Origin of the sequence: Gilliamella sp. wkB292 (assembly GCF_001690235.1) — a bacterium.
Lineage (GTDB): Bacteria > Pseudomonadota > Gammaproteobacteria > Enterobacterales > Orbaceae > Gilliamella > Gilliamella apicola_F.
The window spans coordinates 1-19,863 of record NZ_LZGO01000079.1 but is presented as its reverse complement, the minus strand read 5'-3'; the positions used below and the strand labels follow the sequence as shown (position 1 = coordinate 19,863).

Genomic DNA, 19,863 nt, shown 5'->3' with positions numbered 1-19,863 from the left:
ATATGAAAAAAATAGAAGCTATCATCAAACCATTTAAACTAGATGATATTCGTGAGGCACTTGCTGATCAAGGTATTACGGGAATGACCGTGACTGAGGTTAAAGGCTTTGGTCGTCAAAAAGGTCATACAGAGCTTTATCGTGGCGCTGAATACATGGTGGACTTTTTACCCAAAGTAAAAATCGAACTGGTTGTATCAGATGATATTTTAGAAATGTGCATTGAAACCATTATGAAAACAGCGCAAACAGGCAAAATTGGTGACGGTAAAATTTTTGTCTATAATGTAGAACAAGTTATTCGTATTCGTACTGGCGAAATGGATGATTCTGCAATTTAATTGAGATTATTTGATGTCAGGTCGCTCTTGTTTGAGTAATTCATTAGTCACAATGCCCTGCATAGAACAAATAAGCAGATTCATATTAGTGCCTTTTTCAATTAAGAGTAATTTTTCTGTTGTATCCGGTGCTGGAATTGTTTTTACACCAACTACAGTACCGGTGTTTTCTTTCCATACATGAACATCATCATTAATGTTGCGAATCATTGGATTGGCGATGTAAAGTAAGTCATCTTCCATATTTTTCCAATTGATGAAATTTAATGTCTCTTTTATTTGGTTTATATCGTTATCAATAATAAAACCCCAAAAATAATATTTACCTATTTTGCCTAAATCCATCGCACTATCATAATAACCTTTAATTGTCAGATTTTTATAGTGGATAGGGGTTTTAAAATAAACATAATTTTTATTTGTGTCAGTGCGATTTTCAACGGGAATAAAGGCTTGATCACTATCGATTACATTGACATTTGTTACTTTTAGTAACTCATCTTTATTATCATATATAGCTTTAAAAAAATTTGTATTACAGAGAGATAACGAATCTATTAATGGTAATTTATCGGCTGATGCGACAAAAGAACAAAATATAAGTATTACTGTAATAACGCTTTTGATCATGTTGGTTGGAATTGACAAAAAATAAAAATCATTAAGTTAAGTTGCCTTGATTGTATAATTTTTAAAGAATAATAACAATGTTAATACCTCTTTTCTTTTTTAAAGAATTATTAAGATTGATGAATACTTAACCTTTATTAGCAGTATTCAATAAATCTAACAATATAATTATATATTTTATCAAGCAATAATCTTATTTATCTTTATTTATGGAAGACTGATCCCAAAATGATGAATTTATTTGAAAAATAGTTTGAGTATTAGAAAAATTACTATAATTTTATTTGAGCAGTAAGTTGTTTATGTTATTCAGTCAATTAATTTTAAATGGAAATAAATTATGAGTTCAACATTTGCAAATAAAATACTAGAAGATTTTTCTTGCTTTGAGGATATTTCAATCAAAACATTTTTTGGTGGATTTAGTATCAATAGCAAAGGAGTCATGTTTGGATGGATTGGTAAGGGTGAGCTATATTTAAGGGGGCATGATCATTATCGTTCAGTTTTTATTGATTTGGGTATGCCCACATTAACACTACCAACCGCAATGTCTAAAAAATCGCTTGATTATTATAAAGTGAGTGATGAATTGTTAAAACATTCCAACAAGCTTCACGCTATGGTCAAAATGGTCATTGAATATGCTATTTTAGAACATAGTGAGAAAATTCAATTAAAAAAGCAGCAAATTAAGACTTTACCTAATATCAACTTATCTTTGGAAAAACTATTATTTAGCGTTGGTATAACCAATATAGAAATATTTAATAAAGTTGGTTATCTGGAGGCTTTTTACCGAATTAAGAGTATAAAATCGACTATTTCGGATAATGTCCTATTTGTTTTGTATAGCGCATTAAATTATTGCCATGTTGAAGTATTATCTAAATCGACAAAAACTGATATTGAAGTTGCATATCAAGACTTTTTAGACAATATATCTGATAATTAAGTTGTAAACTTTTATCTATTATTATGACTATAAGTCAACCATTGGAATAACAGTTATCCTGAAATTAATTCATGTTAGGATAACTGTTTTTTTTAATATAGTTATGAAGACGTTCTACGACGTGAAGTTCGTTTAAATGGTTTTGGTGTAGGTAAATTAGTTAATAGTGCAGTTGGATCATATTGACTAACAGGAATAGCATGATCAATCGCTTTTTCGATAGCAGGTAAATTTTGTGAGTAACGTTCACAAGCAAGTGAAATCGAATAACCTTCAGCACCAGCACGACCAGTACGCCCGATTCTATGTCTGTAATCATCACAGTCGTCGGGTAAGTCGTAATTAAAGACATGTGTTACATGAGGAATATGTAAACCTCGCGCAGCCACATCTGTTGCCACTAAAATATCTAAATCGCCTTGGGTAAATTGTTCAAGAATCGATAAACGTTTCTTTTGTGCAATATCACCAGTTAATAATCCAACCCGATGACCATCTGCAACTAAATGGCGCCATATTTTTTCACATGCAACTTTGGTATTGGCAAAAACAATACAACGATCAGGCCACTCTTCTTCAATTAGGGTTTGTAACAGCGCTAATTTATCTTCATTCGATGGGAAAAATAGCTCTTCTTTAATGCGATGGCCAATTTTTTGTTCTGGCTCTACTTCAACATATTGTGGATTATTCATATGCTCAAATGCTAATTCACGGACATTATGAGTGAGTGTTGCAGAAAATAGCATGGTTAATCGTTTTTGTGGGGGTGTCATGTGTCTAAAAATCCAACGAACATCCCGAATAAACCCTAAGTCAAACATACGGTCAGCTTCATCTAAAACAACAACTTGTATTGACTCAAGATTTATATAATTTTGTTTCGCATAATCGATTAAACGACCAGTGGTTGCGATGAGGATATCGACGCCAGCTGATAACATTTTTAATTGTTTATCATAACCATCACCACCAAATGCTAAACCTAGTTTTAGGCCTGTCTGTTCTGATAATACTTGAGCATCATGATAGATTTGCACAACTAGTTCGCGAGTTGGCGCGATAATGATTGCTCGAGGTTGGTTGGTTTGGTGATCGGGTAATGGTTGATGATTCAATAAATAATTAAACGTTGAGGCTAAAAACGCGATGGTTTTTCCTGTCCCTGTTTGTCCCTGCCCAGCAATATCAATTCCTTTTGTGGTTAACGGTAAAGTCTTTTCTTGAATTGGCGTACAATAAGTAAAGCCATTTTGCTCAAGTGCTTTTAGTACTAATGGATGTAAAGGAAATTGACTAAAAGTCGTTTTGGTGAGATAGGATTGAATCATTATGGTTTCAAAGTTAATTATCAAAGTTTGTTAATTATAGCATATTAGTCACACTGACATCACTAATAATTATCTCCTATTATAATAATTACTAGCGCGTGCTTTGAAAATATTTTAACATTTAAAACCATAAAAATTATATTATTATTGGAGATAATAAAATGAGTCATAATATTGTTGCGTTAACTGAAGCAAGTTTTGAGAAAACCATTAACGAAGCATCTAAACCCGTGCTAGTTGATTTTTGGGCTGAATGGTGTGGTCCGTGTAAAATGGTTGCGCCTATTTTAGAAGAAATAGCGCAAGAATATAGTGATCGTATCGTTATTGCTAAATTAAATGTTGAAGAAAATCCAAATATCGCGCCTAAATTTGGTATTCGCGGTATTCCTACATTACTTATTTTCAAAAATGGTGAAGTTGTTTCAACACAAGTTGGTGCATTATCTAAAGCTCAATTGAAAAGTTTTATTGAAGCACAACTGTAATAGTTGTGATTGCAGTCCTCACAAAATCAATAAAAAATAGTAATAAGAGTAATAAAAATTACTCTTATTATTGCTCAAATCAAGTGTGTTGTTATTTTCAATAACATAATTAAATATAGACAGACTACCTTTTTTAGTGTAAATTGCTAACTTCTTACGAAAGCTCCTTTCTGCAATCCATTGTTTTTATTGATTAAGTGGGTGAACAGTCTATATTTAAACGCATAATTATCATTGAAAACTTAGTAATTAATTGCGTTTGTATATTGTAAGAAAGAGATTTTTTTATTAATAAATGAAAGAAATATACAAAAATAGCAGTAATTGCAAACATATCAATTTTATCCTCAAGAATTTTTAAAATTATGAATTTAACTGAATTAAAAAACACTTCTGTTTCCGAGCTTGTAACGCTTGGCGAAAAAACAATGGGTCTTGAAAATCTTGCTCGTCTTAGAAAACAAGACATTATTTTTGCTATTTTAAAACAGCATGCCAAAAGTGGTGAAGATATATTTGGTGACGGTGTGCTTGAAATTTTGCAAGATGGATTTGGCTTTTTACGTTCTGCTGATAGTTCGTATTTAGCGGGTCCTGATGATATTTATGTATCACCTAGTCAAATTAGACGATTTAACTTGCGAACGGGCGATACCATTGCCGGTAAAATAAGACCACCTAAAGAAGGTGAACGTTATTTTGCTTTATTAAAAGTTAATGAAGTTAATCATGATAAACCTGAAGATGCCCGCAATAAAATCCTCTTTGAAAACTTAACTCCGCTTCACCCAAATTCTCGATTACGTATGGAACGAGGTAATGGTTCAACAGAAGATATCACAGCAAGAGTACTTGATTTAGCATCACCTATCGGTAAAGGTCAACGTGGTTTGATTGTTGCTCCACCGAAAGCAGGTAAAACCATGCTTCTGCAAAATATCGCACAAAGTTTAGCGGTAAATCATCCTGAATGTGAGTTAGTTGTCTTGATGATTGATGAACGTCCTGAAGAAGTTACCGAGATGCAACGTTTAGTTAAAGGTGAAGTGGTTGCTTCAACTTTTGATGAACCAGCAGCAAGACATGTTCAAGTTGCGGAAATGGTAATTGAACGAGCAAAACGTTTAGTTGAACATAAAAAAGATGTGATTATTCTATTAGACTCAATTACTCGTTTGGCACGTGCTTACAATACGGTTATTCCTTCATCGGGTAAAGTATTAACAGGTGGTGTGGATGCCAATGCTTTACATCGCCCTAAACGATTTTTTGGTGCAGCGCGTAATGTAGAAGAGGGTGGTAGTTTAACCATTATTGCAACCGCATTAATTGATACCGGTTCGAAAATGGACGAAGTTATTTACGAGGAGTTTAAAGGTACCGGTAATATGGAAGTACACTTATCTCGTAAAATTGCTGAGCGTCGTGTTTTCCCTGCTATTGATTTTAACCGCTCAGGTACACGTAAAGAAGATTTAATGACTTCACCTGACGAGCTACAAAAAATGTGGATTCTACGTAAGATCTTAAACCCAATGGGTGAGATTGATGCGATGGAATTCTTAATTGATAAATTAGCGATGACCAAAACCAATGATGAGTTTTTTGAAATGATGAAACGCTCATGATTTTGAAAGTTAATTAGCTTGTCAAAAATAAAATAGCCGTATTATATACTGATACGGCTTTTTTTATGGCAAAATATGAAAAAGTTTTATAAAACCCGTTTAAGTGTTAAGTTGTAAAGGCCTTATTATCAAGGTCATGTAAGATTATATAAAGGAGCCAAATCATGTCTAAACAACAAATCGGTGTTATTGGAATGGCAGTAATGGGGCGAAATCTTGCCCTCAATATTGAAAGCCGTGGATATACTGTCGCGATTTATAATCGTTCTAAAGATAAAACCGAGCAAGTGATGGCCGAACATCCCGATAAACAATTGGTTCCCCACTTTACGATTGAAGATTTTGTTGCATCATTAGAAAAACCGCGTCGTATTTTGATAATGGTACAAGCTGGTAAAGGAACGGATGCCGTAATTGATGAACTACGACCTTTATTAGATAAAGGCGACATTATTATTGATGGTGGTAATGCTTATTTTGAAGATACCATCCGTCGCAATAAAATGCTTTCAGATGAAGGGTTTAATTTTATTGGTACTGGTGTTTCTGGTGGTGAGGAAGGGGCGCTTAAAGGACCATCTATTATGCCTGGCGGTCAAAAAGAAGCATATGATTTAGTTGCACCAATATTAGAGAAAATCGCTGCTAAAGCTAACGGTGAACCATGTGTCACTTATATTGGACCTGATGGCGCAGGTCATTATGTGAAAATGGCTCATAATGGTATTGAGTATGGTGATATGCAGCTAATTGCTGAAAGCTATTCAGTATTAAAACATGTGGTCGGATTAGATAATGAGCAATTATCAAGTGTCTTTACTGACTGGAATAAGGGCGAGTTAAATAGTTATTTAATTGAAATTACGGCTGATATTTTTAAATATAAGGATGAACAAGGTCAATATCTGATTGATGTGATTTTAGATGCAGCAGGTAATAAAGGAACCGGTAAATGGACCAGCCAAAGTGCATTAGATTTAGGTGAACCTTTATCATTAATTACTGAATCAGTATTTGCCCGTTACATTTCGGCTATTAAAGATCAGCGAGTTGCTGCGGCAAAAATTTTAAAAGGACCACAACAAGTTACTTATACTGGTGATAAAAAAGAATTAATAGAAAAAGTACGTAAAGCGCTTTATATGAGTAAAATTATCTCTTATGCTCAAGGCTTTGCACAACTCAAAGCTGCATCAACTCATTATAATTGGCAGTTAAATTTTGGTGAAATTGCTAAAATATTTAGAGCAGGATGTATTATTCGTGCACAATTTTTACAAAAAATTACTGATGCTTATGCAGACAATAATGATATTGATAATTTGCTATTAACACCTTATTTTTCACAAACAACTCAAGCTTATCAGCAAGCATTACGTGATGTGGTTTGTTTAGCTGTTCAACAAGGTATTGCTGTGCCAACGCTCTCTGCTGCTATTGCTTATTACGATAGTTATCGTTCGCCTGTATTACCAGCGAATTTAATTCAAGCACAACGAGATTACTTTGGTGCACATACTTATAAACGTATAGACAAAGAAGGTGTATTTCACACTGATTGGTTAAATATTGAATCGTAATTGGTCGTAATACTGTTACATCTATTTTTTAGTTAGAGTGTAAGTATACCTTGCACTCTAATAAAAAATTCTTTCAATTCATCCTGCTTTATTAATCTCCTTTCTATTTTAAAAAATAAAAATTGTTGCGTGCATTAATCTTAGCATTGTCAAGTGATTTTATTTTTTTTAAATTGTAGAAAAACACAATATATGGTGTATAATCATAATATATTTACTATATATAGTGTCCGTCAAGCGATGTGAAAATCCCGGTGTATATCAAATTAAGTCTAATATTCTAATAAAGATTTAAGAAATCCCGATAATTATAATGAGTATTAACATTGATATATGACCCATATTAACCGCTAATAAACCATGAATATTGAGGAGTATATATGCCCGTAGTCATCAAACGTGATGGTTGTCAAACCGCATTTAATGAAGCTCGGATTAAAGATGCCATAGTCAAAGCAGCTGTTGCTGCTAATGTGAATGATCCTGATTATTGTGCTGCTGTTGCTCGCGTTGTGACTAATCAAATGACAGAACGTGAAAGTGTTGATATTAACGAAATTCAAAATGCAGTTGAAAATCAGTTAATGTCAGGGCCTTATAAAAAACTGGCAAGGACTTATATTGAATATCGACATGATCGTGACCGAGCGCGAGACCAACGTAGTCGTTTGACTCAAGATATTCGTGGCTTAATTGAACAGAGTAATGTTGCAATTTTGAATGAGAATGCTAATAAAGATAGTAAAGTTATTCCAACGCAACGCGATTTATTAGCCGGTATTGTAGCAAGGCATTATGCTAAACAATATTTATTACCAAAAGAAATATCACGCGCTCATGATTGTGGTGAAATTCATTATCATGATTTAGATTACGCACCATTTTTTCCTATGTTTAACTGTATGTTAATTGATTTAGATGGTATGTTGACCAATGGCTTTAAAATGGGTAATGCTGAAATTGAGCCACCAAAGTCGATTGCAACAGCGACAGCGGTCACGGCACAAATAATTGCACAGGTTGCGAGCCATATTTATGGTGGTACAACTATTAATCGTATCGATGAAGTGCTAGCAAAATTTGTTACCATCAGTTATCAAAAACATAAACAAATCGCTCAAGAGTGGGATATACCCAATCCAGAGGCATATGCAGAAAGCCGTACTCAAAAAGAGTGTTATGATGCATTTCAATCTTTAGAGTATGAAGTTAATACTTTACATACTGCTAATGGTCAAACTCCTTTTGTTACCTTTGGTTTTGGTTTAGGAACAAGTTGGGAATCACGTTTAATTCAAGAATCTATTCTAAAAGTTCGCATTAAGGGTTTAGGTAAAAATCATAAAACAGCCGTTTTCCCAAAATTGGTGTTTGCCATTAAAGATGGTATTAATCACAAACAAGGTGATATTAATTACGATATTAAAGCGCTAGCGTTAGAGTGCGCAAGTAAGCGTATGTATCCTGATATCTTGAATTACGATAAAGTGGTTGAAGTCACCGGATCATTTAAAACTCCAATGGGATGTCGAAGCTTTTTAGGTGTTTACGAAGAAGATGGTCAGCAAATTCACGATGGCCGTAATAATCTTGGCGTGATTAGTTTGAATCTGCCGCGTATTGCCATTGAAGCCCAAGGTGATGAATCTCGTTTCTGGCAGATTTTAGATAAGCGTTTAGAGTTATGTAAAGAAGCCTTAATGACACGTATTGCTCGTCTTGAAGGGGTAAAAGCTCGCGTCGCACCTATTTTATATATGGAAGGGGCTTGTGGTGTGAGATTAAAAGAAGATGATAGTGTTTGTGAAATATTCAAAAATGGTCGAGCTTCGATTTCTTTAGGCTATATTGGTATTCACGAAACATTAAATGCACTTTATGGAAATAAAACGCATCCATTTGATAATGATACATTACGCGAAAAAGGCGTAGCTATTGTTCAACGTTTACGACAAGCTGTGGAACAGTGGAAAGCTGAAACGGGTTATGGATTTAGTTTGTATAGTACGCCAAGTGAGAACCTGTGTGATCGTTTTTGTCGACTTGATACAGCTGAATTTGGTGTTATTCCAGGGGTAACTGACAAAGGTTATTATACAAATAGTTTTCATTTAGATGTAGAGAAGAAAGTTAATCCATACGAAAAAATAGAATTTGAAAAGCCTTATCCTGAAGTAGCTAATGGCGGATTCATTTGTTATGGTGAATACCCTAACATGATTAATAATGTTAAAGCATTAGAGGATGTCTGGGATTATAGTTATAGTCGAGTTCCTTATTATGGTACTAACACCCCGATTGATGAGTGCTATGAGTGTGGTTATACCGGTGAATTTTCGTGTACAAGTAAAGGTTTTGTTTGTCCTAGTTGTGGTAATCATGATTCGTCAAAAGTCTCTGTTACTCGCCGAGTTTGTGGCTATTTAGGTAGTCCTGATGCCCGTCCATTTAATGCCGGTAAACAAGAGGAAGTAAAACGACGAGTTAAACATTTGAACAATGGTCAAATTGGATAATGTTAATTAAATAGTTATGAATTATCATCGTTATTATCCTGTAGATGTTGTAAATGGTGAAGGTACGCGTTGCGTGCTGTTTGTCGCCGGTTGCGTACATCAGTGTGCTGGGTGTTATAACAAAAGTACATGGGGAATCAATTCAGGCGTACCTTTTACACAATCGCTTGAAGATCAAATTATCAAAGATCTGCAAGACACAGAGATTAAACGCCAAGGATTATCGCTTTCTGGTGGTGATCCTTTGCATCCACAAAATGTTCCAGCTATATTAAAATTAGTTCAACGGGTTAAATCAGAATGTATTAACAAAGATATTTGGCTATGGACGGGATATAAACTTGATGAATTAACCGCCGAGCAACAAGCAGTAGTGCCTTATATTGATGTATTAATTGATGGTAAATTTATTCAAGAACTTGCTGATCCTCGGCTGTTATGGCGAGGAAGCAGCAATCAAATCATACATCGATTTAAACAATAAAATTATTGGCCATTATTGCGATTTGTGTAAGTTTAAAAGATAAGAAATCGCTTCACGATAATTAATTTCTAGATTTTCACTGCTAGACGAGGTGATGTGTAAGTCAGTAATTTTGCCATTATCAATACCATAAACCCATCCGTGCAAATTAACTTTTTGACCGCGCTGCCATGCCGATTGAATAATGGTTGAGTGACCTAAATTATAAACTTGCTCAATGACGTTGAGTTCGCATAAGATATCTAATCGAATATGCGCTGGAAATTCACCAATAAGTGAGCTATATCGAAACCATAAATCTCGAATATGCAATAGCCAATTGTTAATTAAACCTAAATCCGGGTTTTCAACAGCTGAGCGTATTCCACCACATCCTAAATGGCCACAGACAATAATATCTTCAATTTTAAGTACATCAACGGCATATTGGACGACAGATAAACAATTGAGATCGGTATGAATGACTAAATTACCTACATTTCGATGGACAAATAATTCACCAGGTTGCAATTTAATCAGTTTTTCGGCCGGAACCCGGCTATCAGAACAGCCGATCCATAAAAATTTAGGATTTTGGGCAATTGCTAGTTGTTTAAAAAATTCGGGATCTTCTTGCTCAATTTTTTCTGACCACTCGTGATTAAAACGAATTAAATCGTTTACATTTACCATTCATCTATTCCTTTAATATTTCATTATTATAAGATTGTGTTATTTTTGAAAATAAACTTTATATTATTTAATTGGTTTCAATGTGTTGGATTTTAATTTTCATTATTAATTTTCGCCACATTGGTGTGGTTAAAATTTTAGCCTTGATGATTTTGCTGTATAATTTTAAACGTAATAGTAGTGTTTTTTGGTAATACAGTTTATTGGGTTTTGCTTGGCCGCTATTTAATATTTTACTTAGAATCTCAGCGCTATCGAGTGCATAGCTAATTCCTTCCAAAGAACTTGCACTAATAAAACCAGCCGCTTCACCGATTAAAAATATGTTTTCATTGCCCGTGTAAAAATCACGTAAACGATTTGGATAGATAACTAGACATTTTTCAGTTTTGACTAAATCACTAAAAATAAAACCTTGTTGCGTTAATTTTTGTTTCAACTTTTCGAAATGTTGATTTGCTTCTTTTTTTGCAAAGGCTCCACCTAAAATAAAGTAACCATCTTTAGACATACTCCATGCATAACAGTTAGTTAAATTGTTGTCAAAAATGCACGAATAAAAAGGTGTAGTATGTTTTTCAGCAAACCATTGCTGAATAGCGACATATTGTCTGATGGAATGTTTAGGGTAACGCATTCGCCTTACAATGGAATTAGCCCCATCAGCACCTACGACATATTGAGCAGTGAATTTTTGTTCTCTATTATTTTCATCAACATAAGTGACTTGGTATCCATCAATGATTCTTCTTACTTCTTTGCATAACGTATTATGTAAAACAGTAACGGTTTCGGGAATGAGTGACTTTAGCCATAGATCAAACTTATGTCGATTAAAGCTGATATAACTGCGTTGATAATTACGAACTAGTTGAGTTTGCAAATCGATGGTTTTAACGCTAAATATTTGTGGATCGGTTAAAATGTCAGCAGGTATGTTTAATTTTTGTCTGACAAAAGATTTTTGAGCATCATTTGCCAGTAATCCACCACATGGTTTATGAAAGCCATCATGACCTGTTTGGTTTTTTTTGTCTAATGCAATAATTTTAAATGAAGGACTAAGTAATCGTGCCAACGTACTACCAGCAGGCCCTAGACCAATAATTGCAATATCGTAATCCATAAAATTATGTTATTTGCCCTATCAATTTTTGACTAATGTTATATTATCACATTTAAAGTGAAATGTGGCTAATCAAGGACGAGAATAGGGTAAGTTAGGTATCGTTGACATAGTATTCATTAAGCTATATGGATATATAATCCCATATAGCTAAGTTAAAATTGGCTATATTTAACTGGCAACGGTTGTCAAAAAAGCTTGGTTTAATTCTTCAAAGGGTAAAGTTCGGCTAATTATGACTAAACGTGATAGTTTTTCTGCCGAATCTTGCCAGGGTGAACCATAATCAAAGCCAACGACTTTGTGGACACCTTGAACAATTAAGCGTTGTGGATTATTTTTGATAGCAAGCACACCTTTGTATCGTAGCATGTCATTGCCGTATTGCTCGACTAAATTTTCCATAAAAGAGCCAATTTTTTTGATATCAAGTTCACCTGCTTCAAAAAGATAAGAGCAAATATCATCATCCCATGATTGAGTTTGCTTTTGTCGAGGCAGAACAGTGAAATCGGCCATAAATTTTTTGGCGGGATTAATTACAAAAAAGCCTCTATTAATATTTAGATCATCAGTTAGATCAAAAGCATGTATATCAATCCACTGTGATTTAGGTATTTGTCCATTTACGGCCTCAATGATTGTGGCTTTATGGTTGATGTTGTTAATTCGATTAATCACTTTTAGTTTTTCTGAATTACTAACGCAGTCAGTTTTAGTCACAATAATGCGATCTGCAAACCCAATTTGTGAAAGCGTGACGCGATGCGCATCAAGATGCTGTAAAATATGTTGGGCATCGACTAAAGTAATAATTGCATCAAGTTGAAAGCTTTGACGAATCAAATCATCAATAAAAAATAGTTGAATAATTGGTGCAGGATCGGCAAGTCCGGTCGTTTCAATTATTAACCGATCAAATAGTAACTCTCCTGCTATGCGCTGAGCGTGTAATTGGTATAAGGCATTGGTTAGCTCTCCTTGTACGGTACAACAGATACATCCATTAGTCATTTCAACAATTTTAATATCGGTTGTTACATTTAGCAGATGGCTATCAACGTTTATCGGGCCAAACTCATTTTCGATAATAATTATTTTTTCGTTAGGATTCTCTGCTAACAAATGATTAATTAATGTAGTTTTACCTGAACCTAAAAATCCAGTTAATAAAGTGACAGGTATTGTGGGGGAGCTGGTTTGTATTGTCATTTCTTCCATTCTTTACTATTTAGCAACTAGCAACATTTGAATCCGCCTTTACCACCGTAACGTGCATCTTGCCGCTCTTTAAAAAACTCTTCATAAGTCATAGGCGTTTGTTCTGGGTGGGTAAGTTTCATATGTTGAACATAAGTATCATAATCTGGAATACCGACCATAAGTTTAGCTGCTTGGCCTAGATATTTTCCTGCTTTGGCGATTGAATCAAACATATTTTATCTCTTATTAGCTAAAGATATTGATAAGTAGATCTTATTTCTTAATTATAATCTGTGACGCATAAATCACTAATTATCGTTGATTCACTATAAAGTGCTAATTTGTTTGAGTCAATTGCTGATTAATACTAATTTATACAATAATATAAAAGCTTAAAAGCAATTTTAATTTTGATTGATTAAATTCAAGTGGTGATGTTTTAAAAAAGGTTTCAATAAATTGATTTATCTATGAGTAAATAACTTTTATAATATCGGGCAATTTAATTCTAATAAGAGTCTATAATGGAAAAGTTTCACCTTACTGGCCCAACTTCTTTAAATGGTGAAGTTGTGATTTCTGGGGCTAAAAATGCAGCCCTACCTATTTTATTTGCTGCAATTTTAGCTGAAAAACCCGTTGAAATTCAAAATATCCCTAAGTTAAAAGATATTGATACGACGTTAGAATTACTCAGTCAGTTAGGTGTGAAATGTACCCGCAATGGCTCGATTCATTTAGATGCAGGGCAAGTTAATAATTATTGCGCACCTTATGAGCTAGTCAAAACTATGCGTGCATCAATTTGGGCATTAGGTCCATTAGTTGCTCGATTTGGTCATGGTCAAGTATCTTTACCTGGGGGATGTGCTATTGGCGCTCGACCTGTTGATTTACATATTATTGGCTTGCAACAATTAGGGGCTACAATTACTCTTGATGAGGGGTACGTTAAAGCAACTGTCGATGGTCGATTAAAAGGTGCACATATCGTAATGGATAAAGTCAGCGTTGGTGCTACTGTGACTATTATGTCAGCTGCAACCTTAGCGGAAGGAAAAACGATAATCGAAAATGCTGCCTGTGAACCTGAAATTGTTGATACTGCTAAATTTTTAAATACGTTAGGTGCTAAAATCTCGGGTGCTGGTACCGTGCGTATTGAGATAGAAGGCGTAGAGCGATTAGGCGGCGGCGTACATGAAGTGGTTTCAGATCGCATCGAGACCGGTACCTTTTTGGTTGCAGCAGCGATATCAAAAGGTAAAATTACCTGTCGTAAAACAGATCCAAAATTGCTTGATGCTGTATTATCTAAATTGAAAGAAGCGGGCGCTGATATTCAAATCGGTGATGACTGGATTTGCCTAGATATGCAAGGTAAACAGCTTAATGCAGTAAATATCCATACTGCACCTTATCCTGGGTTTCCAACTGATATGCAAGCTCAATTCTCTTTACTCAATATGGTTGCTAAAGGCACAGGAATTATTAAAGAAACAATTTTTGAAAACCGATTTATGCATGTTCCTGAACTTATTCGAATGGGTGCTAGAGCCGAAATTGAAGGTAACACTTTAATCACGCATGGTGTGGATAAACTAAGTGGTGCCCAAGTTATGGCAACTGATTTACGCGCTTCAGCTAGTTTGGTTTTAGCCGGTTGTATTGCTGAAGGTTCGACATTGGTTGATCGTATTTATCATATAGATCGTGGTTATGATAATATTGAAGATAAACTTAGAAAACTAGGCGCTCATATTGAAAGAACCAAGTAGTTTTTGAATTAAAAATAGTTGTTAATACAACGTAAGTTAGTGAAGGAGTTTAATCGTGACAAAACAAGCTTTGGTCTGTTTATCAAATGGTTGTGAAGAAACAGAGGCTGTAACAACAATTGACCTTTTAACACGAGCGGGTATTAATGTTACCACAGCAAGTATTTCGCAGGATAGAGAGGTGCATTGCTCAAGAGGGGTGACTATTTTAGCTCAAAAAACTTGGCTTGAAGTTAAAGAACTTAATTTTGATGTTGTTATTTTACCTGGTGGATTAAAAGGTGCAGAAAATTTTCGTGATTGTCCTGCTCTTATCGAAAAACTACAGCAAACCCATCAAGCAGGACATATCGTTGCTGCGATCTGTGCTTCACCAGCAATGGTTTTACAGCATCATCATTTATTTCCTAACGCTTATATGACTGGGTATCCAACAACGAAAGATGCCTTTCAACTTTGGAAAGATGAAAGAGTTTATTTTGATCAAAAAAATAACGTGATTACCAGTCAAGGTCCTGCAACATCAATTGATTTTGCGTTAAAAATTATTGATGTTTTACTCGGTCGAAAAAAAACCGCTGAAGTTGCACAGCAACTTGTTCTACCATCAGGTATTGAAAGCTATCAATAGGTATCAAATGTCAAATTCACATTTGTATGAAAAGTTAGTAAAACGCGCGACACTTAGTGCGGTTTTAATTTCTATTATTTTGATCATAATAAAACTGCTAACTTGTTGGCTTACAGGATCAATAAGTTTGTTGGCATCTTTATTAGATTCCAGTATTGATTTGCTTGCTTCAGGATTGAATTTTTTTTTGGTTCGTTATGCGTTAAAGCCGGCAGATGATGATCATACTTTTGGACATGGTAAAGCTGAATCACTAGCAGCTTTAGCACAAAGTACTTTTATTATAGGATCGGCAACAATTGTATTGTTGTCGAGTGTAAAATCAGTTATATCGCCTAGTGAAATTCAGGTTCCTTTACTCGGTATTATTATCTCAATTATATCAACTGTCATAACTGCATTTTTAGTCTTATATCAAAAGTACGTCATAAAATTGACAAGAAGTAAAGCAATTGAAGCTGATATGTTGCATTATTCTTCGGATATGTTAATGAATATTGCTGTCATATTTGCTTTAGCTTTAAGTTGGTATGGCGTGACTTATGCTGATGCTTTCTTTGCTTTCTTTATTGCTTTGTATATTTGCTATAACGCTTATCAAATAGCTTATAATGCTATTCAAGATTTACTCGATCGCGCTTTACCGGATAGTGATAATGCCAAAATTGCTGAAATTATTGCTACCTATCCCGATGTACGTGGTTTTCACGATCTTAAAACCAGACAAGCTGGACCATTAAAATTTATTCAATTACATCTTGAACTTGATGATGATATGCCTTTAATCCAAGCTCATGCTATTGCCGATAGTGTTGAAAAACGTCTTTCAGAAGAGTTCTCACCGGCAACGGTCATTATCCATCAAGATCCTATTTCTGTTGTTCCTATCGAAATGATGCAGTAGACAATTTCAGCAAAATAGCTTTTATCATCTATTGTTAGATATCTGTTTAAACTCTATAATAGTTAAAATTTAATTAGTTGGAGTTATTTTGTATGATAAAAAAAATAGGTATTTTAACGAGTGGTGGTGATGCTCCGGGAATGAATGCTGCTATTCGAGGAGTAGTTAGAACTGCATTAACAGAAGGTTTAGATGTTTATGGTGTTTATGATGGTTATTTAGGGCTGTGTGAGGATCGCATATCTCAACTTGATCGTTATAGTGTTTCCGATATTATCACTCGTGGTGGTACTTTCTTAGGCTCAGCTAGATTTCCTGAGTTTAAAGATAAAGAAGTAAGACAAAAAGGTATCGCGAATTTAAAAAAACATGGTATCGATGCATTAGTGGTTATCGGTGGTGATGGTTCTTATATGGGAGCTATGCGACTAACCGAAGAAGGTTTTCCATGTATTGGTTTACCTGGTACTATCGATAACGATATTCGTGGTACTGATTATACTATTGGTTATTTCACTGCATTAAGTACAGCGGTTGAAGCTATTGATAGACTGCGTGATACTTGTTCATCACATCATCGAATTTCTGTTATTGAAATTATGGGGCGCGATTGTGGTGATCTAACCTTAAATGCAGCCGTAGCTGGTGGGTGTGAGTTTATGATCATTCCTGAGGTTTCTTATACTAAAGAAGATTTGATTGAAGAAATCAAATTAGGCTTTGCTAAAGGTAAGAGACATGCAATTGTCACTGTCACTGAGCATATGTGTGATGTTAATCAGCTAGCTAAAGACATTGAAGATGCGGTAGATCATGAAACTCGTGCTACTGTATTAGGACATGTACAACGCGGTGGAAGTCCTGTTCCTTATGATCGTATACTTGGCTCACGTATGGGCGCATATGCCGTTCAATTACTTCTGGAAGGACATGCAGGTAGAAGCGTCGGTGTGCAAAATGGTAAGTTAGTTCATCATGATATTATTGATGCAATTAACAATATGAAACGACCATTTGATATGGATCTTTATAATACAGCAAAACGTCTTTTCTAGCGGTGAGTTTGATCCCGTACGATTAATGGTATTATGAAAATAAAACATTTTAGGTGAATGCTTATTGGTAATAATTTAACCAAATAAGTATTCACTTTTTTTATTGAAGTTCTTAGTCATCAACTTATAAAATGAAGTTAGTTCGTTATTATTAAAATAATAGTCTTTACAAAAGTGCAAATTAACTGGTTTATGCACCACTTTAGTCATTAGCATTGATATATGCTTCAATAAAGTTTCATTTAATTATTATCAACTATACGTAATTAATTATTGAACAGGGGATAAATAATGGCATTAAATTATTTAGAAGATCATGAGCGTTTTTATGTTTGTGATGCTAACAATAAGCAAATAGCAGAAATGACGTTTACTAGAGTTGGTCAAAATAAAGCAACAATTAATCATACTTATATTGATCCTGAATATCGTGGCAAGGGGATTGCAGATAAATTATTAAATCTGGTTGTGACCAAATTGCAACAAGAACAACGTGAAATTATTCCTATCTGTTCTTATGCAGCTAAAAAATTGATGAAATAATACTGGAACCATATTCAACTAAATTAAAAAATTTGAATCAAATACTGTCAAGTTTTATTTTGATTATTATTTTTTTCAAATTTAGTTATAGTTAAGTGAATATGTGCTAATGTATAACAATTTCCTAAACGTAGAATTTCGATATTTAAGATGGAATCTGCAAAATCACAAAAAATTCACTCAATCCACGTTTTACGTGGTGTTGCGATTATCATGATTGTTTTTAGTCACTGTTTAGGTGTGTTTAAAAATAGTAATTTAATTGCAAACAGTTACTTGTTTTCTTTTTTAAATCTATTTGCCTTTAATTTCACAACATTTTTTGTGCTTATTGCCGGATTTTTATTTCAACATTTGACTTATAAATTTAATACTAAAACTTACTATTTATCGAAATTTAAAACAGTAGTATGCCCATATATTTCAGTCTCTATTTTTTGTTTTCTGTTTTTTCATTATCAATATTTATCTGATTTACCGTGGATTTCATCAACAGAGCCTAGCATATTAAGCACAATAACCAAAATGATGTTGACTGGAACACAGTTATTACCGTTATGGTTTATGCCAATGATTATTATTATTTATTTAATGGCTCCTTTATTGTATATGTGGTCACAAAAAAATTTAATTGTTGCTGGCTTAATGTCTATGTTTTGGGTCGTGATTTTTACCAAACCTGATTTTACTCAGCCTATTTTAAATTTGTTGCATTATGGTCCGGTTTATCTAATTGGTATGATGATTAAGCAAAATTATCAAACTATTATGAAGGCAGTGAAAGATAACCTATTTTTGTTTATATCCTTTTTCTGTTTATGCTTTTTTGTGCCGTTTGCTTATCGATATATTAGCCAGTTGGGCATTGAAAATCTTTATTTTGATACATTGCAAAAAATTATTTTGTTCATATTAGCGCTCTATTTATTAGATCCACTAAATCATAAAAACAACGATGGTCGAGTTTATAAATTTTTCTCTTACATGGCTAATATCAGCTTTCCAATTTATTTTATTCATGAAATTATCGTACTAGAACTAGAGCAGCAAGTGATTAATTCACCTATAGGAGATGTCATTAAGACTGATAATGGTCAGCTCGCATCATTAGGAGCAATTAGCTTTTTAGTATTAACATTATCTATTAGTATTGTTATAGCTAATGCAATAAAACTTATCTTTAAAGATAAAGCTAAATTTTTTATTGGGGGAAGTCGCTAATCTTCAATTATTCGCATTGAAATTCAGCGCTTATTAGATATTTGTTATTATTTGACGGTACAGTAAGCGCTTTGCAATCAGAAACATAAATAGCTTTTTTAGTTAATTGAATACTATTTTCATACTGGCAAACGAAGTAAATCCAATCATTGAATCCCTGATTATAAGAATTTAAATCTTTCCAATGATAATTTCTATTGCCCTTGTTTTCAGAGGGTATGGGTTTATCATTATTATAAAGATTAATGCTAGTTAGATGTGCTTTTGGTTTAGTAAAAGCATTCACGTCGATATTAAAAGGTAAAGGACGATTATGCTCTAATACAACTGAATCAATATAAACCACTTCAGGACAATCAAATACCATTTCATCAGCATAACTATTGAACGTAAAAAGTAGACCAGTAGTTAATAATACAAACTTCTTCATTGTTTAACCCAATATCTTATTAAGCTTTCTATTATTATCAGATAATACGAGGATATTAATTCCTGTTCAAGTTAATAAGCTAATATTAAAGTAATAAATTATTTTTGAATAAACTTATTAATGATTATTTATTTTACGATAATTGTCTATACAACAATTAAATTGAGCAAATAAAACACAAACAGAAAAAAAATAGCAATAAACACTTGCAGGAAAATTTAAAGTGCCTATAATGCGCATCCACTGACACGGCGTTAGTGAAAAACAAACGAAGAAGGTGTTAGAGAGCAAGATCAAAAATATTGAAAAAAGATCTTGACGAATAAAAAGGTGTAGCGTAGTATACG

General features: G+C 33.8%; 21 protein-coding genes. 13 read left to right on the top strand and 8 right to left on the bottom strand.

Annotated features, from left to right (window positions below; translation table 11 throughout):
• Positions 1 to 2: 2 nt before the first annotated feature.
• A complete protein-coding gene (gene glnB / locus A9G09_RS11350) occupies positions 3 to 341 on the top strand; it encodes a nitrogen regulatory protein P-II (protein ID WP_025314493.1) in 339 nt (112 codons plus the stop codon).
• 6 nt (positions 342 to 347) lie between these two features.
• Here the strand turns inward: glnB and A9G09_RS11345 are convergent, their stop codons facing one another.
• The gene (locus A9G09_RS11345) at positions 348 to 989 is read right to left on the bottom strand and encodes a hypothetical protein (RefSeq protein ID WP_141671578.1); all 642 of its coding nucleotides are present in this window, start codon (positions 987 to 989) and stop codon (positions 348 to 350) included.
• A 322-nt stretch (positions 990 to 1,311) separates the two neighbouring features.
• On the opposite strand from A9G09_RS11345, the gene A9G09_RS11340 reads away from it, so the two are divergent.
• A complete protein-coding gene (locus A9G09_RS11340) occupies positions 1,312 to 1,926 on the top strand; it encodes a TfoX/Sxy family protein (RefSeq protein WP_065634952.1) in 615 nt (204 codons plus the stop codon).
• A gap of 101 nt (positions 1,927 to 2,027) precedes the next feature.
• Here the strand turns inward: A9G09_RS11340 and rhlB are convergent, their stop codons facing one another.
• Complete coding sequence (gene rhlB / locus A9G09_RS11335) at positions 2,028 to 3,257, bottom strand: ATP-dependent RNA helicase RhlB (RefSeq protein ID WP_065634951.1); 1,230 nt, start codon at positions 3,255 to 3,257, stop codon at positions 2,028 to 2,030.
• Between the two features lie 161 nt (positions 3,258 to 3,418).
• On the opposite strand from rhlB, the gene trxA reads away from it, so the two are divergent.
• The 5 genes from trxA to nrdG all read left to right on the top strand — a co-directional run bounded on the left by trxA (position 3,419) and on the right by nrdG (position 9,953).
• Positions 3,419 to 3,745 (top strand): thioredoxin TrxA, encoded by a 327-nt coding sequence (trxA, locus tag A9G09_RS11330; protein ID WP_065634950.1) that lies wholly within the window; start codon positions 3,419 to 3,421, stop codon positions 3,743 to 3,745.
• 365 nt (positions 3,746 to 4,110) lie between these two features.
• Entirely contained in the window at positions 4,111 to 5,373 is a 1,263-nt protein-coding gene (gene rho / locus A9G09_RS11325) for a transcription termination factor Rho (RefSeq protein WP_065617994.1), read from the top strand.
• A gap of 164 nt (positions 5,374 to 5,537) precedes the next feature.
• Entirely contained in the window at positions 5,538 to 6,953 is a 1,416-nt protein-coding gene (gene gndA, locus A9G09_RS11320; protein WP_065634949.1) for an NADP-dependent phosphogluconate dehydrogenase, read from the top strand.
• Between the two features lie 380 nt (positions 6,954 to 7,333).
• Positions 7,334 to 9,469 carry an anaerobic ribonucleoside-triphosphate reductase gene (gene nrdD / locus A9G09_RS11315; protein WP_065634948.1) on the top strand — a complete coding sequence of 712 codons (2,136 nt, stop codon included), beginning with the start codon at positions 7,334 to 7,336 and terminating at the stop codon, positions 9,467 to 9,469.
• A 16-nt stretch (positions 9,470 to 9,485) separates the two neighbouring features.
• Positions 9,486 to 9,953, top strand: coding sequence for an anaerobic ribonucleoside-triphosphate reductase-activating protein (gene nrdG / locus A9G09_RS11310; RefSeq protein WP_065634947.1), 468 nt, complete (start codon positions 9,486 to 9,488; stop codon positions 9,951 to 9,953).
• Positions 9,954 to 9,965: 12 nt separating this feature from the next.
• On the opposite strand, the gene can is transcribed toward nrdG, so the two are convergent.
• The 4 genes from can to A9G09_RS11290 form a co-directional block, all read right to left on the bottom strand.
• Positions 9,966 to 10,625, bottom strand: coding sequence for a carbonate dehydratase (gene can, locus A9G09_RS11305; RefSeq protein ID WP_065634946.1), 660 nt, complete (start codon positions 10,623 to 10,625; stop codon positions 9,966 to 9,968).
• A gap of 67 nt (positions 10,626 to 10,692) precedes the next feature.
• Positions 10,693 to 11,751, bottom strand: coding sequence for an FAD-binding protein (locus tag A9G09_RS11300; RefSeq protein WP_065634945.1), 1,059 nt, complete (start codon positions 11,749 to 11,751; stop codon positions 10,693 to 10,695).
• Between the two features lie 171 nt (positions 11,752 to 11,922).
• Positions 11,923 to 12,963 (bottom strand): GTP-binding protein, encoded by a 1,041-nt coding sequence (locus A9G09_RS11295; RefSeq protein WP_065634961.1) that lies wholly within the window; start codon positions 12,961 to 12,963, stop codon positions 11,923 to 11,925.
• Positions 12,964 to 12,989: 26 nt separating this feature from the next.
• Complete coding sequence (locus A9G09_RS11290) at positions 12,990 to 13,187, bottom strand: YbdD/YjiX family protein (protein ID WP_065577812.1); 198 nt, start codon at positions 13,185 to 13,187, stop codon at positions 12,990 to 12,992.
• Between the two features lie 291 nt (positions 13,188 to 13,478).
• Between A9G09_RS11290 and murA the strand changes: the two genes are divergently transcribed.
• From murA to A9G09_RS11260, 6 genes are all read left to right on the top strand, one after another.
• On the top strand, positions 13,479 to 14,732 hold the full coding sequence (murA, locus tag A9G09_RS11285) for a UDP-N-acetylglucosamine 1-carboxyvinyltransferase (RefSeq protein WP_065634944.1): 1,254 nt from the start codon (positions 13,479 to 13,481) through the stop codon (positions 14,730 to 14,732).
• A gap of 55 nt (positions 14,733 to 14,787) precedes the next feature.
• Positions 14,788 to 15,363 carry a protein deglycase YajL gene (yajL, locus tag A9G09_RS11280; protein WP_065634943.1) on the top strand — a complete coding sequence of 192 codons (576 nt, stop codon included), beginning with the start codon at positions 14,788 to 14,790 and terminating at the stop codon, positions 15,361 to 15,363.
• 7 nt (positions 15,364 to 15,370) lie between these two features.
• On the top strand, positions 15,371 to 16,267 hold the full coding sequence (locus A9G09_RS11275; RefSeq protein ID WP_065634942.1) for a cation diffusion facilitator family transporter: 897 nt from the start codon (positions 15,371 to 15,373) through the stop codon (positions 16,265 to 16,267).
• Positions 16,268 to 16,359: 92 nt separating this feature from the next.
• Positions 16,360 to 17,322: a 6-phosphofructokinase gene (gene pfkA, locus A9G09_RS11270; RefSeq protein ID WP_065634941.1), complete on the top strand. Its 963-nt coding sequence runs from the start codon at positions 16,360 to 16,362 to the stop codon at positions 17,320 to 17,322.
• A gap of 291 nt (positions 17,323 to 17,613) precedes the next feature.
• On the top strand, positions 17,614 to 17,865 hold the full coding sequence (locus A9G09_RS11265; protein WP_065634940.1) for a GNAT family N-acetyltransferase: 252 nt from the start codon (positions 17,614 to 17,616) through the stop codon (positions 17,863 to 17,865).
• A 150-nt stretch (positions 17,866 to 18,015) separates the two neighbouring features.
• The gene (locus A9G09_RS11260) at positions 18,016 to 19,086 is read left to right on the top strand and encodes an acyltransferase (protein ID WP_065634939.1); all 1,071 of its coding nucleotides are present in this window, start codon (positions 18,016 to 18,018) and stop codon (positions 19,084 to 19,086) included.
• A gap of 7 nt (positions 19,087 to 19,093) precedes the next feature.
• Here A9G09_RS11260 and A9G09_RS11255 read toward each other — a convergent pair whose 3' ends face one another.
• The gene (locus A9G09_RS11255) at positions 19,094 to 19,516 is read right to left on the bottom strand and encodes an STY0301 family protein (RefSeq protein ID WP_065634938.1); all 423 of its coding nucleotides are present in this window, start codon (positions 19,514 to 19,516) and stop codon (positions 19,094 to 19,096) included.
• A 117-nt stretch (positions 19,517 to 19,633) separates the two neighbouring features.
• A partial coding sequence (locus tag A9G09_RS13035) for a hypothetical protein (protein WP_218056913.1) occupies positions 19,634 to 19,863 on the bottom strand: 230 nt, incomplete at its 5' end.